The sequence below is a fragment of the Streptomyces sp. PA03-3a genome, assembly GCF_033792735.1.
Lineage (GTDB): Bacteria > Actinomycetota > Actinomycetes > Streptomycetales > Streptomycetaceae > Actinacidiphila.
On record NZ_JARAVM010000037.1, the window covers coordinates 66,282 to 80,336 of the forward strand.

Here is a 14,055-nt window from a genome sequence, read left to right on the forward strand (position 1 = left end):
CCGATGCGGAGAACGGGTGAGGGTGGATAGGGTCGCCGGGAAGATGGCACGACGCCCGGTAGGAGACGGATTCAGGGCCCGGTGGCGCAGGACGGTCCACCGGGCCCGGGTCGGCCTGCGCAAATCCGCTGTGGACTACTTCCGCGGGGACGCCGCCGACTGGCTCGCACTGACCGTCCTGACGATCAGCGTGCCGCTGATCGCCTGGGGCACGGTGCTGGCGCCGCAATGGTGCCCGCCCACCACCCTGGTGCTGCCCGTCCTCGTCGGCGGCCTGCTGCTGCGCCCCTCCAGCCTCCTGCTGCTGTATGGGGCCAGCGCCGCCGCGATGGTCGTGGAGTCGGCGGTCCTCGGGCCCTACCGCGACGGCGTCGGCCGGGTGACCCCGGGCACCGTGCTCGTGGTGGCGGCGGTGGCGCTGGCCGGGCTGATCGTCGCGCAGTTCCGCGCCCGGGTCGGTGTGCCCTGGATGCGCGGCGGCACGATGCTCTTCGACCTGCGCGAGCGCATCCGGGTGCAGAGCAGGCTGCCGCGGCTGCCCGAGGGCTGGCACGCCGAGATGGCGCTGCGGCCGGCCGGCGGACAGTCCTTCTCCGGCGACTTCGTGGTGGCCACCCGCACGTCGGGCGGGCGGATCCTGGAGGCCGTCCTCACCGATGTGTCGGGCAAGGGCATGGACGCCGGCTCACGCGCGTTGCTGCTGTCCGGCGCCTTCGGCGGCCTGCTCGGTTCGCTGCCGCCGCACGCCTTCCTCACCGCCGCCAACGGCTACCTGCTCCGCCAGAACTGGGACGAGGGCTTCGCCACCTCCGTCCACCTGGTGCTCGACCTGGAGACCGGCGACTACGAGCTGCTCTCCGCCGGGCATCTGCCCGGCATGCAGCTCAGCGCGGGCACCGGCCGCTGGGAGGAGAAGGCGGCCGAGGGCCCGCTGCTGGGGGTGTACGACGGCGCCGAGTTCCACAGCGTGAAGGGCACCCTGCGCTCCGGCGACGTCCTGCTGCTCTTCACCGACGGCCTGGTCGAGGCGGCCGGCCGCGACCTCACCGAGGGCATCGACCGGCTCATCGGCGAGGCCGACCGGTACGTGGCGCACGGCTTCCGCGGCGCGGCCTGGCAGCTGATCGAGGCGGTCGCCAAGGACGTCAACGACGACCGCGCCCTGCTCATCGTGTGCCGGGACTGAGCGCGGGCCGGAACGCCCAGGCCATCCTCGGCTCCACGGCGAAGCGGAACATCCGCTGCACCGGCGGGGTGCACAGCGCGGTGACCACCACGACGGAGATCGCGGTGACCGCGACCTGACCCGGCGGGGTGTGGATCCACCCGTGGTCGTACCAGTGGCCGAAGCGCGAGCCCTTGGCGATGAAGCCGTGCAGCAGGTAGCCGTAGAGCGTGCCGGCGCCCAGCGCCGTGAACCACGTGCGGCGGCGCGGCACCCACGCGAGGAAGCACACCGTCAGGGCCAGGGAGCAGCAGAACAGCGCCGCCGTCATGCCCGGTCCCGTCCACCAGGGGGCGCCCAGTTCCTGGGCGCTCGCGCGGTGGTAGAGCCATCCCCGGTCCATCCGCGGCACCACCCAGTAGGAGACGGCCAGCGCGGCCAGGCCCACCGGGACGGACAGCACGCGCACCATGCGCCGCCGTGTGAGGCGGAAGTGCTCGGCCTTCAGGCACATGCCGAGCACGAAGAAGGGCAGGAACTGCAGGACGCGCTGGAGTTCCAGGTCGTCACCGATGGCCGGGGAGATCGACGCGAGGGCCGCGATCACCAGGGCGACCGCGACCGGCTGCCGGACGACCCGCCAGATGGGGGCGGTGAGGCGCCAGATGAACAGGGCCGCGAGGAACCAGGTGAGGTACCAGGGGTCGAGCAGGCTGAGCGGCTGGGCCGCGGCGTCGTCCGCCCAGTTCCTGAAGAGCGAGTAGGCGGCCTCGAAGAGCAGGTACGGGACGGCGACGCCGGTGATCAGTCTCCTGACGCGGTCCGGGCGGGCGTCGAAACTCCTGGAGAAGTGGCCCGAGATGACGATGAACGCCGGCATGTGGAACGCGTACACGAGGATGTAGAGCGCGCCGGCGGCCCTGCTGTGCCCGGTGAGGGGTTCCCAGGCGTGGCCCATCGCGACCAGGACGATGGCGAGGTACTTGGCGTTGTCGAAGAACGGGTCGCGCCCGGCGGGGGCGCTGCACGCGGCGGGGGCGGAGGTCTCCGCCGGGGTGGTCGGTCCGGGGCGGGGGGAGGCCCCCTTGCGCGGGGCGGGGAGAACGGAATTCCCGGTCTGGGTCCTGCCGGGGGACAGGGTGTTCGTGCGGGGGAGCTGGAACATTTGATGCACCATAGCGGGCGCCTCTGGCTGAGTAAATTTTCGGCCGTAATGGCGTTCGCCGCGCTGTCACCCGGGAATGCATGGGTCATGCCGTTGTCCGTTCCGTGCCGCTATGGGTGGTCCCATAAGGGTTGAACGGGGCATATCGCCAGACAGGTTGACGACTGTGCAGGTTTTTTGATGATCCTTTGTGTGGCAAGTGGGTGTGTGGGGAAATAGTTTGAGGGAAATTCACTCGAACGTGCCGTGTAAATGCGAGATTCGCCTCGATCGAAGTGATCGGAAACGATCGCGATGTCCTGCGTCACAGGTGTGCGACCCCGGCGCGCGGGGAAGGGGTGTTCCGCGGGGTCACGGTGTCGGTGGCAGGTGGCACGATGGACGTCGCGGGGGTGCGGCTGCCGGTGGCTCTCCCCGGAACGGTGAGGCGTCAGACCGAGGATGTGATCCCCAGTGGCCATCTCCCTGTCCGTGGTCCTGTTGTTGGCGATCATCATGGTCGTCCTGATAAGAGGCAAGTCGCTCAAGGTCGGCCCGGCCATCATTGCCGCGCTCTTCGGCTTCTTCCTTGCCTCCACGGGCATGGCGCCGTCGATCAACAAGTTCCTCGACTCGCTGGCCGACACCATCAACCAGATAAACCTCTGATCGGTCCCCGGGCGCGGCGCGCGCCGGGGACCGACCGGTCGCAGTCACCCGTCACCCGGCGCGGTGGCCGCGCCGGGTGACGGGGAGTCAGGCGACGGCCGGCGTGCGGTCCTCGGCCGTCCCGATGATGCGGCGCAGCGCGTCGGCCCGCTCCGCGGGGCTCTGCGCGGACATCAGCGCCGCCAGTACGGCGACACGGGCCTGCCCCGCGCGCAGCGTCCCGGCCAGCACACCGCCGGCAGCGGCGAGGTCGACCGCGCCGCCCCCGGTGTACATCGGGGCCACCGGCCCCGCCGCCACCCGGGTGCTCACGGCGACCAGCACGCCGGCGTCCACCGCGCGGCGCACCGCCGCCACGAAGTCGGGCGTCGCGTTGCCCGCCCCGGTGCCGACCAGCACGATGCCCTGCGCCCCCGCGCCCAGCGCGGCCTCGAAGAGCACCGGGTCGGCGTCCACGTGGTGCATCACGACGTCGACGCGCGGTGCCTTCGCGCCGGGGTCCGGAAGCGGCAGCGCCGCGGGGCGCGGCCGCGGGGCGCCCCAGGCGATCTCGCCGAACTTCACCCGGCCCAGCGGCCGTCCCGAGGGGTCCGCGAAGGCCTGGACGTCCAGGGTGTGCGCCTTGACCGTGCCCCGGGCCGCGTGCACGAAGCCGCCGAAGGCGATGACCACGCCGATGTCCCGGCCGGTCGCGGCGGTCAGCAGCGCGTCGTAGAGGTTGCCCGGCGCGTCGCCGTCCACGGAGTCCAGCGGGAGCTGGGCGCCGGTGAGGACCACTGGGCGCCGGTCGTCGTGGTGGAGGTCGAGGAGGAACGCGGACTCCTCCATGGTGTCGGTGCCGTGCGTGATCACGACGCCGTCCACGGCCGGGTCCGCCAGCACCTCGTGGACGGTCCGCAGCAGCTCCATCTGGTGGGCGGAGGTCAGCCGTGAGCTGTTCACCGTGAACAGGTCGCGGACGGTCACCTTGACGCCCTCGGGGACCGCGCCCGCCGCCAGCACCTCTTGGCCGGCGGCCTCGGCCGCGTACCCGGCCCCCTGCCACCGGCTGGCGATCGTGCCGCCGGTGCCGATCACGACGATGTGCTTCACGTTTCCCTCGCTCGTGCGTTCGCCGATCCTCCCCCGCAAGGATATGTGCTGAATCCCGGCATCGGATTGCCAATCAGCCCGCGTAGATCCGCCAGGCGTGGTATCTATCGCCCTTGTGGACGCCATCGACAGAAGAATCTTGCGTGAGCTCCAGGCCGACGGCCGGCTCACCAACCAGGAGCTGGCCGCCCGGGTCGGCCTCACCCCTTCCCCGTGCCTGCGCCGGGTGCGCCAACTGGAGGAGGACGGGGTGATCCAGAGCTACCGGGCCGTCGTCGACCCGGCAGCCGTCGGCCGCGGCTTCGAGGTCTTCGCCTCCGTCGAGGTGCGGCGGGACCGCGAGTCCGTCGCCGCCTTCGAGGAGCGGGTGCAGGCCATCCCCGACATCGTCGAGGCCTACCGGCTCTACGGCGCGCCCGGCTGCCTGCTGCGGATCGCGGTGGCCGACAGCGACGCCTACGAGCGCTTCTGGACGGAGAAACTGATTGCCCTGCCCGGCGTCAGCGAGGTGAACTCGCAGATGATCATGAAGCGGATCAAGGGGCCGCAGGGCGTGCCGGTCGGCTAGGGCCGTAGAGGTTCACTGCCCGGCGAGAGCGGCGTCGAGGGCCGTCCTCGCCGTCCCGCCGGGCCGGGGCGGTCTCGTGCGTCCGGAGCCCCGGCCTCGCCCCGGCGGGCGGCTCCGCCGGCGCCGTGGCGCCCTCGACGGGTTCACCACCGGCGCCGGGCTGTCCGTGTGCCGAGGCGCTCTACCCCGGGTTCCCGGCGCCGCCCGGGACGCGTCCGAGGGCGTCCCGTACCGCCTCCTCGGAGCGGGCGACGACCGCCGTGCCGTCCTCGGCGGTGATGATCGGCCGCTGGATCAGCCGGGGGTGCGCCGCGAGCGCCCCGATCCAGCGCTCCCGCTCACCCGGCTCGCGCGGCCACTCCTTCAGCCCCAGCTCCTTCGCCTCGGCCTCCTGGGTCCGCACGACGTCCCACGGCTCCAGACCGAGCCGCTCGAGCACCGCGCGGATCTCGTCCGCGTCCGGCGGGTCCTCCAGGTAGCGGCGCACGGTGTACTGCGCGCCCTCCTCGTCCAGCAGGTGCAGCGCGGAGCGGCACTTCGAGCACGCGGGGTTGATCCAGATCTCCATGCCGCCAATGTAGTGAGGCCTCAGGAGTCGTCGCGCCCGTCGTCGCGCAGCCTGCGCCAGATGCGGGTGCGGTGCAGCACGTAGACGGCGATGACCAGGACGAGTGCCTGCAGCCCCACGGCGAGCAGCCAGAAGACGTCCCTGCTCTCCAACTCGTCCGTCATGTACGTGAAGTTCATGCCGAAGAAGCCGGTCAGGAAGGTCAGCGGGAGGAAGATCGTCGAGACGATGGCCAGCCGGTTGATCACGCCGTTCTGTTCACCGGACACGAGGGAGGAGTAGCTGGCGAAGGCCCGCCGGGCCGCGTCCTGGAGCGACTCGATGCTGGCGAGCACCATCCGCGCGGCCCGCTGGTACGAGGCCGCGAGCCGTTGCCGCTCCTCGGGGAAGGTGCCGCTCATCATCCGCCGGGTGATGGTCTCGTCGGCCGCCTGCAGATAGGGCAGCAGGGCGTGGTGCAGCAGGGCCGCCCGCCGCCGCAGCCGCGCCAGCCGGTACACCTGCTGAGGGTGCCGGCTCTCGAACATCTCGTCCTCGAGGTCCTCCACCTGCAGCAATGCCTCCACGGCGGTCTTGCGGAAGGTCTCCAGGGCGTCCTCGAGCAGCAGGAACAGCGTGGCCGTGGAGTCCGCGGGCCGCTCGTGCGGCAGCCGGGTGACGAACCGCCCGACCAGGGTGTTCGGCCCCCGGTGGACGGTGACCAGGTACCGCTCGGTCACGAAGACATGGACGTGGACGACCTTGCCGTCGTCGACGACGGGCACGACGAACCGGGCGTTGTCCCCGTGGAACTCCGCCCGCGCCGTCTCGCCCGCCCTGCCCAGCCATGCCAGGTCCTCGGCCTCCAGGCCGAGTTCACGGGCGATCGTCAGCTCGTCGGGCCGCCCATCGCCGGGCACCTCGACGTCCACGAGCAGGAACCGGCACGCCGCGAGCCGCTCACGCGCCTCCGACACGGCGGCACGGGCGGCGACGCCCTCGGGCATCGACACCACCGTAACGATCATCGTTCCTCACCGTGGAACACCGGCACACCTCCCAGCCTGCGCAGACTCCGGCGTCCACGCATGCGGAGGTGGCCGGCCCGGGGGGTTCGCGGGCCCCAGCGGGCCCCCTCCCCTTGAGCCGCGGCCGCCCAGGCGATGTCCGGGCGTCCCGGACGGTCCGTAAAATGGTATTGAATGATACCGTTACGAACGTAACCATAGGACCTAGCTGTCGCGAAGGGTGTGGCCCGTTGTCGTTCCTCTCGTGCAGCGCTGAGAGGGCAGGAGCAGGCATGAAGATCGCAGTTGCCGGTGGTACCGGGGCAGCCGGACGGTTCGTGGTGGAGGCCGTGCGTGCTCGCGGACACGAGCCCGTGGTGCTGTCGCGCGGGCAGGGCGTCGACCTGGTGAGCGGGTCGGGGCTGGACGCCGCGCTGACCGGGGCGGAGGTGGTCATCGACGTCAGCAACGTGACCACCCATCGCAAGTCGGTGGCTGTGGGCTTCTTCGAGAAGGCGGGGCGGAATCTCGCCGGGGCGGCCGAGCGCGCCGGGGTCCGGCACCTCGTGACGCCGTCGATCGTGGGGGTCGACCGGGTCGGGCACCCCTACTACACGGGCAAGTTGCGCCAGGAGGAGATCATCCGGGGCGGCGCGGTGCCGTGGACCATCATGCGGGCGACGCAGTTCCACGAGTTCGTGGGCCAGGCGCTCGGCGGCGTCCCCGGGCCGGTAGCGCTGGTGCCGACGGCGCCGGTCCAGCCCATCGCCGTCCGGGAAGTGGCCGAGGCACTCGTCGACCTCGCCCTGGAGCCGCCCAAGGGGATGGCACCCGAGCTCGCGGGCCCGCAGGTCGAGTCGCTGGTCGACCTCGCCCGGAGCCTCATTGCCGCGGGCGGCGCGCGCCGGCGCCCCGTCTGCCCCCTGTACTTCCCCGGCGGGATGAGGAGCGGCGGCCTGCTGCCGACCGGCCCCGGCCCCCGCGGCACCCTCACGTTTGCCGACTGGCTCAAGCAGCAGAGCCCGGCGGCGTGACGAACGGGGCCCGTATCCCTCCGGGCCCCCACCGGGGGTGTGCCGCGACGGCCGGTCCCGCGCACGGCGCTCGGCGCGGTCAGGGCCGGCGGCGACTTCGGGCCTCCCGTTCGGGTGACGGACCCAGCGCGTCAACCCGGCGTGCCCGCCGACGGCGTTGACCCCGGCGAGCGCCCGTTCGGGTTGACGAGGCCTCCGATGGGGTGAGCCGACGGGCCCGCGGTGGCCTGGTGGCGCCGGGCGGTCCACTCGGCGGACGGAAAGTCCCAGGCCGGGGGCGCCCCCCGGCCTGTGGCGTAACCCCCGGTGGGACGTTCCGCCGCCTCCGACGGGGTGGGTCGACCGGCCCGCGCCGGCAGGACGCCGTCTGGACCGCGGCACGATCCGCGTACACCGTTCGGGTCGCCGGGCGTGTCCTCGGCGGAGAGAGGGGCGCCACCGCGCGCCGGAGCGGCATCACCCGGTGCCGTCGTCGCCGTGATCGTGAGGGCCGGGCGGTACGGACCACGTAGGCCGGCGCACGCGGCCGACCGGTCCGTTCGGGGGAAACAAAGGCCCAGGCCGGGGAATCGCTCCCCTGACCTGGGCCTTTGCCTGCAGAGCGGGCGACGGGAATCGAACCCGCGTAGCCAGTTTGGAAGACTGGGGCTCTACCATTGAGCTACGCCCGCAACGGCCAGTCAGTCTGGCACATCAGATCGTAGCCGATCGACCCGGCTCCCACGCACGCCGTATGTGGCCGTCAGGGTGTGCGGAGGCATGTACTCTACGTGTCGCACCGACGGGGTGTGGCGCAGCTTGGTAGCGCGTCCGCTTTGGGAGCGGAAGGTCGTCGGTTCGAATCCGGCCACCCCGACCAGTGCTCGGCCGCCCTGTGCCGAGCAGGCCCGGCCGCAGGATTGTGGTACCGGTAGGATGGGTCGTCGGCCACGCGGTACGCGGAAATGCCAGGTCGAACACCAGCCGCCCCGCACGATCGCCGAGCGGCCGCCCATCAACGTAAAGCCCCCAAGGAGACCCAACCGTGAAGAGCGCCGTCGAGACTCTGAACCCGACCCGGGTTCGACTCACTGTCGAGGTGCCCTTCGAGGAGCTCAAGCCCAGCCTCGACGCGGCGTACAAGAAGATCAACCAGCAGGTCACGGTGCCGGGCTTCCGTAAGGGCAAGATCCCCGCGCGCGTCATCGACCAGCGGTTCGGCCGTGGCGCGGTCCTCGAAGAGGCCATCAACGACGCCCTGCCGAAGTTCTACACGGAGGCGGTCAACGAGGGCGAGCTCAACGTCCTCGGCCAGCCCGAGGTGGACATCACCGAGTTCAACGACGGCCAGGAGCTGAAGTTCACCGCCGAGGTGGACATCCGTCCGGTCATCGAGATCCCGGACTACTCCGGCATCGAGGTCACCGTGGACGCCATCGAGGTGTCCGACGAGGACGTCGACAAGGCCCTGGAGCAGCTGCGCGAGCGCTTCGCCTCCACCACCGTCGTGGAGCGCGCCGCCGCCGACGGCGACGTCGTCGTCGTCGACCTGGAGGCCTCGGTCGAGGGCGAGGTGCTGGAGGACGGCGTCGCCAGTGGCGTCACCTACACCATCGGCTCCGGCCAGCTGCTCGACGGCATCGACGAGGCCGTCATCGGCCTGGAGGCCGGCGGTTCGGCCACCTTCACCTCCGAGCTCAAGGGCGGCTCCGCCGCCGGCAAGGAGGCCCAGGTCAAGGTGGACGTCACCACCGTCCAGGCCCGTGAGCTGCCCGAGCTGGACGACGACTTCGCCCAGCTGGCGAGCGAGTTCGACACCCTCGAGGAGCTCCGCGCCGACGCCGTGAAGCGCCAGGAGCGCATCAAGCAGTACGACCAGGCCACCCAGGCCCAGGAGAAGGTGCTGGACGCCCTCCTGGAACTGGTCGAGATCCCGCTGCCGGAGAAGCTGCTCAAGGACGAGATCGAGACCCGGGTCCACAACCTGGAGCACCACCAGTTCCCGGCCGCCGGCCTGACGTGGGAGTCGTTCCTCGAGAACGAGGGCAAGACCCGCGAGGAGTACGACGAGGAGATCGAGGGCCAGGCGAAGAAGGGCATCAAGACCCAGTTCGTCCTGGACGAGCTCGTCTCCACCGAGAAGCTCTCCGTCAACCAGGAGGAGCTCACCGAGCACCTCATGCGCCGTGCCGCCTCCTCGGGCATGAGCCCCGACCAGTTCGCGCAGGCGGTCGTCGAGGGCGGCCAGGTGCCGCTGCTCGTCGGCGAGGTCGCCCGCGGCAAGGCGCTGGCCCTGGTCGTCGAGGCCGCCACGGTCAAGGACACCAACGGCGAGGTCGTCGACCTGGAGGACGAGGAGGACGAGACCGGCGAGACGGTCCAGGCCACCTCCGAGGACGCGGACGCCGAGACCGCCAAGGGTGAGGGCTCCGAGGCCTGATCCTCGCCCCGTAGCGACATCCGACGGGCCCGGACGACCAGTGCGTCCGGGCCCGTTCTGCTCCTTTTCGCTCTCCGCTTACACCCTCCCTGCGCTGACAGCGAACAGTTCCGCGTGAGGGATTGCCGGGCCCCACCTGCGCGTTAGGGTCCGTAAGTACGAGGGCCCGTGCCCTACGAGAAGACCCTGTGACGGCGTCCGCGCCGTCCGACAACGAGCAGGTGGATACGTGACGACTCCGATGCCTTCCGCCGCCGGCGAGCCGACCATCGGTGGCCTCGGCGACCAGGTCTACAACCGGCTGCTCGGCGAGCGGATCATCTTCCTCGGCCAGCCGGTGGACGACGACATCGCCAACAAGATCACCGCGCAGCTGCTCCTCCTTGCCGCCGAGCCGGACAAGGACATCTACCTCTACATCAACAGCCCCGGCGGCTCCGTGACGGCCGGCATGGCGATCTACGACACCATGCAGTTCATCAAGAACGACGTCGTCACCATCGCCATGGGTCTGGCGGCCTCCATGGGCCAGTTCCTGCTGACCGCCGGTACCCCCGGCAAGCGCTTCGCGCTGCCGAACACCGACATCCTGATGCACCAGCCGTCCGCCGGCCTGGCCGGCTCGGCCTCCGACATCAAGATCCACGCCGAGCAGCTTCTCCGTACGAAGAAGCGGATGGCCGAGCTCATCGCCGAGCACTCGGGCCAGAGCGTCGAGGCGATCACCCGCGACTCCGACCGCGACCGCTGGTTCTCCGCCGACGCGGCCAAGGAGTACGGCCTGATCGACGACGTCATCACGCACGCCGTGAACGTGCCGGGCGGCGGCGGCACCGGGGCCTGACCGGGCCTGACGCCCGCGCAGCCCCGCAGGACCGACCCCAGCCCAATGCTCATCTCAGGACGGTGAACGTGACCACCCAGAACTTCCCCGGCAGCGGCATCTACGACCGTACGAGCGCGGCCGAGGCCCGCTACGTCGTGCCGCGCTTCGTCGAGCGCACCTCCCAGGGCGTCCGCGAGTACGACCCCTACGCGAAGCTCTTCGAGGAGCGCGTGATCTTCCTCGGGGTGCAGATCGACGACGCCTCCGCCAACGACGTCATGGCGCAGCTGCTGTGCCTGGAGTCGATGGACCCGGACCGCGACATCTCGGTCTACATCAACAGCCCCGGCGGCTCCTTCACGGCGCTGACGGCCATCTACGACACGATGCAGTTCGTGAAGCCCGACATCCAGACGGTCTGCATGGGCCAGGCGGCCTCCGCCGCGGCCGTGCTGCTCGCCGCCGGCACCCCCGGCAAGCGGATGGCGCTGCCGAACGCCCGCATCCTGATCCACCAGCCGTACAGCGAGACCGGCCGCGGCCAGGTCTCGGACCTGGAGATCGCCGCCAACGAGATCCTGCGGATGCGGGCCCAGCTGGAGGAGATGCTGGCCAAGCACTCCAGCACCCCGATCGAGAAGATCCGCGACGACATCGAGCGCGACAAGATCCTCACGGCCGAGGAGGCCCTCTCCTACGGTCTGGTCGACCAGATCGTCTCGACCCGCAAGGGCTCGTCGGTCGCGGTCTGACGCCGGGCAGGGCATTCTGCGACAAGAAGTCCCCTCTTGGAGCCATCGGGTTGTGCAGGTCACGGCCCAGTAGCTCCAAGGGGGGCCCGCACTGGGGGCGCGGCAAGGTACCGTCGATAGGCAAGCACCAGGACTCGTCGAACTGGCGGGACCCAGGCGAAGGGGAAGCACCTCGTGGCACGCATCGGTGACGGCGGCGATCTGCTCAAGTGCTCATTCTGCGGAAAGAGCCAGAAGCAGGTGAAGAAGCTCATCGCAGGACCCGGTGTGTACATCTGCGACGAGTGCATCGATCTCTGCAACGAGATCATCGAGGAGGAACTCGCCGAGTCCTCCGAGGTGCGGTGGGAGGACCTGCCGAAGCCGCGCGAGATCTACGAGTTCCTTGAGAGCTATGTCGTCGGCCAGGAGCCGGCGAAGAAGGCGCTCTCCGTCGCGGTGTACAACCACTACAAGCGCGTGCAGGCGGGTGAGAACGGCGGCGGGCGCGGCCACGACGACGGCATCGAGCTCGCCAAGTCCAACATCCTGCTGCTCGGCCCCACGGGCTCCGGCAAGACCCTGCTCGCCCAGACGCTCGCCCGCATGCTGAACGTGCCGTTCGCCATCGCGGACGCCACAGCGCTCACCGAGGCCGGGTACGTCGGCGAGGACGTCGAGAACATCCTGCTCAAGCTGATCCAGGCGGCCGACTACGACGTCAAGAAGGCCGAGACGGGGATCATCTACATCGACGAGATCGACAAGGTCGCCCGCAAGAGCGAGAACCCGTCGATCACCCGGGACGTCTCCGGCGAGGGCGTGCAGCAGGCCCTGCTGAAGATCCTGGAGGGCACCACGGCCTCGGTGCCGCCGCAGGGCGGGCGCAAGCACCCGCACCAGGAGTTCATCCAGATCGACACCACCAACGTGCTCTTCATCGTGGGCGGTGCCTTCGCGGGTCTGGAGAAGATCATCGAGTCCCGGGCCGGTGCCAAGGGCATCGGCTTCGGCGCGACGATCCGCTCCAAGCGCGAGATCGACTCCGCGGACCAGTTCTCCGAGGTCATGCCGGAGGACCTGGTGAAGTTCGGCATGATCCCCGAGTTCATCGGCCGTCTGCCGGTCATCACCAGCGTGCACAACCTCGACCGCGAGGCGCTGCTGCAGATCCTGGTCGAGCCGCGCAACGCCCTGGTCAAGCAGTACCAGCGGCTCTTCGAGCTCGACGGCGTCGAGCTCGAGTTCGAGCGCGGCGCCCTGGAGGCCATCGCCGACCAGGCCATCCTCCGCCAGACCGGCGCCCGGGGTCTGCGCGCCATCATGGAGGAGGTGCTGATGTCGGTGATGTACGAGGTGCCCTCCCGCAAGGACGTCGCCCGCGTCGTCATCACCGAGGACGTCGTGCACTCCAATGTGAACCCGACCCTGGTGCCGCGCGAGCCCCGCATCATCGGCAAGGGCGAGCAGAAGAGCGCGTAGCACGCACCCACCCGCACACGTGAGGGGGCGCCCGGCATCTGCCGGGCGCCCCCTCACGTGTGGTGGCCGGTCACTTCTTGACGCGGACGTCGTTCCGGAACTTCGCCGTGGTCTGCGCGAAGTCGGAGACGGAGGGGGCGTCGGGGATGGTGCCGGAGCCGGCCGCCTCCGTGGAGGGGGACCAGATCAGCAGGGCGATGGTGCTGTCGTCACCCCAGACGCAGAAGGGGGACTTGAAGACGCCGTAGTCCTTCTCGCCGCACTTCATCACGTCGCCGTCGAAGCCGGCCGGGTGCTGCTCGGCGGCGGTGCTGCCCGACAGGGCGGCCGAGATCATCTTGTCGACCGCGGCGCCGGGGTCGTCGATTCCGCCGTAGGCGCCGCCGAACCCGATCTGCTCGTCGGCGCTCGTGTAGGCGGCGGAGATCGAGGTGCCGTTCGAGATGTACTTGTCGCTGCCGGACTCGGACTCCGCGAGCTTCTGGTCGGACTTGCTGTACTTGCCGTCCACGACCGTCGCCGGCGTCGTCAGCTTGTAATCGCCGTCGCCGCCGCCGATGCCGCCGCCGCTGGAGAGGGCGAAGATGCCGCCGCCGATGACCGCGGCGGCGACCACGACGCCGACGACGATTCCGATGACCTTGCCCTTGCCGCCGGAGGACGGGGGCGGCGGAGGGGCACCCCAGGCGCCGGGCTGCTGGCCGTACGGGCCCGGTTGGCCGTACGGGCCGGGCTGCTGACCGTACGGGCCGGGCGGCTGGGGCTGGCCGTAACCGGGGACGGTCTGCGGCGCAGCGGGCTGCTGGGGGTAGCCGTACCCGGGTGCGGGCTGCTGGGGCGGACCGGGCGGGACCGGCGGCTGCTGGGGCTGGCCGGGCTGGCCCCCGTAGCCGGGCTGGCCGCCGTAACCCGGCTGCGGCGGCGGCTGGTTGAAGCTCATCGGTGAGTCCCCTCGTTGAACTGCTGTCTCCTCGTACTCATCCTTGCGGATCGTTTAAGCGGTCTTTACACCGGAGTCGTCAGGACTTGGTAACAAGACGATGCAGATGCCCGGTTGATCACCGTCACCGCACATCCGGCCGGAGTCACCCCTACCCGTTCCCTCCGCCGAGTCACCCTCAGACGCGCTCAGGCCGGGCGCCGTTCGGGTGCGACGGTCGGGCTCCGGGACACGGCGGGGCCGCGCCTGCCGGTCCCGACGCCGCCGCGCCCGGTGCGCGGGCGCGTGGGGCACCCGGGTCCGCGCGGCGCCGGCGCCCCCCGGCCGGTATGCAAACCGCAGTCGCTCCCGGCGGGCGACCGCCGACGCAATCACTGTTCGCGTGTGCGGAACGATGCCCGGACCGGCTCAGCGCCGCGCCTGCACTGTGG

13 protein-coding genes and 2 tRNA genes are annotated in these 14,055 nt (G+C 70.7%); 9 read left to right on the forward strand and 6 right to left on the reverse strand.

The genetic code is table 11. The features are described from left to right. The first annotated feature begins 43 nt into the window (after positions 1 to 43). Positions 44 to 1,186, forward strand: coding sequence for a SpoIIE family protein phosphatase (locus PV342_RS33425; protein WP_326576108.1), 1,143 nt, complete (start codon positions 44 to 46; stop codon positions 1,184 to 1,186). On the opposite strand, the gene PV342_RS33430 is transcribed toward PV342_RS33425, so the two are convergent. After that, positions 1,167 to 2,330 carry an acyltransferase family protein gene (locus PV342_RS33430; RefSeq protein ID WP_400801482.1) on the reverse strand — a complete coding sequence of 388 codons (1,164 nt, stop codon included), beginning with the start codon at positions 2,328 to 2,330 and terminating at the stop codon, positions 1,167 to 1,169. The two genes, PV342_RS33425 and PV342_RS33430, sit on opposite strands and share 20 nt — an antisense overlap. 453 nt (positions 2,331 to 2,783) lie before the next feature. On the opposite strand from PV342_RS33430, the gene PV342_RS33435 reads away from it, so the two are divergent. Next, positions 2,784 to 2,978, forward strand: a complete 195-nt coding sequence (locus tag PV342_RS33435; RefSeq protein ID WP_018556560.1) for a hypothetical protein — start codon at positions 2,784 to 2,786, stop codon at positions 2,976 to 2,978. Between the two features lie 87 nt (positions 2,979 to 3,065). Here the strand turns inward: PV342_RS33435 and PV342_RS33440 are convergent, their stop codons facing one another. Further along, on the reverse strand, positions 3,066 to 4,070 hold the full coding sequence (locus PV342_RS33440) for an asparaginase (protein WP_386991096.1): 1,005 nt from the start codon (positions 4,068 to 4,070) through the stop codon (positions 3,066 to 3,068). 115 nt (positions 4,071 to 4,185) lie between these two features. Between PV342_RS33440 and PV342_RS33445 the strand changes: the two genes are divergently transcribed. Continuing rightward, a complete protein-coding gene (locus tag PV342_RS33445; protein ID WP_018556562.1) occupies positions 4,186 to 4,638 on the forward strand; it encodes an Lrp/AsnC family transcriptional regulator in 453 nt (150 codons plus the stop codon). A gap of 181 nt (positions 4,639 to 4,819) precedes the next feature. Here the strand turns inward: PV342_RS33445 and PV342_RS33450 are convergent, their stop codons facing one another. Continuing rightward, on the reverse strand, positions 4,820 to 5,206 hold the full coding sequence (locus tag PV342_RS33450) for an arsenate reductase family protein (protein ID WP_329187879.1): 387 nt from the start codon (positions 5,204 to 5,206) through the stop codon (positions 4,820 to 4,822). Positions 5,207 to 5,226: 20 nt separating this feature from the next. Further along, complete coding sequence (locus PV342_RS33455; protein WP_400801487.1) at positions 5,227 to 6,213, reverse strand: magnesium transporter CorA family protein; 987 nt, start codon at positions 6,211 to 6,213, stop codon at positions 5,227 to 5,229. A gap of 272 nt (positions 6,214 to 6,485) precedes the next feature. On the opposite strand from PV342_RS33455, the gene PV342_RS33460 reads away from it, so the two are divergent. Continuing rightward, positions 6,486 to 7,226, forward strand: coding sequence for an SDR family oxidoreductase (locus PV342_RS33460; protein WP_500319969.1), 741 nt, complete (start codon positions 6,486 to 6,488; stop codon positions 7,224 to 7,226). A 600-nt stretch (positions 7,227 to 7,826) separates the two neighbouring features. On the opposite strand, the gene PV342_RS33465 is transcribed toward PV342_RS33460, so the two are convergent. Next, positions 7,827 to 7,897 (reverse strand) — tRNA-Gly (locus PV342_RS33465). Between the two features lie 111 nt (positions 7,898 to 8,008). On the opposite strand from PV342_RS33465, the gene PV342_RS33470 reads away from it, so the two are divergent. From PV342_RS33470 to clpX, 5 genes are all read left to right on the forward strand, one after another. Beyond that, positions 8,009 to 8,085 (forward strand) — tRNA-Pro (locus PV342_RS33470). Positions 8,086 to 8,250: 165 nt separating this feature from the next. Further along, positions 8,251 to 9,645, forward strand: a complete 1,395-nt coding sequence (gene tig / locus PV342_RS33475) for a trigger factor (RefSeq protein ID WP_329187891.1) — start codon at positions 8,251 to 8,253, stop codon at positions 9,643 to 9,645. A gap of 241 nt (positions 9,646 to 9,886) precedes the next feature. Beyond that, positions 9,887 to 10,489: an ATP-dependent Clp protease proteolytic subunit gene (locus PV342_RS33480; protein WP_018556566.1), complete on the forward strand. Its 603-nt coding sequence runs from the start codon at positions 9,887 to 9,889 to the stop codon at positions 10,487 to 10,489. 68 nt (positions 10,490 to 10,557) lie between these two features. Further along, positions 10,558 to 11,223, forward strand: a complete 666-nt coding sequence (locus PV342_RS33485; protein ID WP_037730978.1) for an ATP-dependent Clp protease proteolytic subunit — start codon at positions 10,558 to 10,560, stop codon at positions 11,221 to 11,223. 174 nt (positions 11,224 to 11,397) lie between these two features. Further along, positions 11,398 to 12,684, forward strand: a complete 1,287-nt coding sequence (gene clpX / locus PV342_RS33490; protein WP_018556568.1) for an ATP-dependent Clp protease ATP-binding subunit ClpX — start codon at positions 11,398 to 11,400, stop codon at positions 12,682 to 12,684. Between the two features lie 70 nt (positions 12,685 to 12,754). On the opposite strand, the gene PV342_RS33495 is transcribed toward clpX, so the two are convergent. Further along, on the reverse strand, positions 12,755 to 13,624 hold the full coding sequence (locus PV342_RS33495; protein WP_400801492.1) for a hypothetical protein: 870 nt from the start codon (positions 13,622 to 13,624) through the stop codon (positions 12,755 to 12,757). Positions 13,625 to 14,055: the final 431 nt, after the last annotated feature.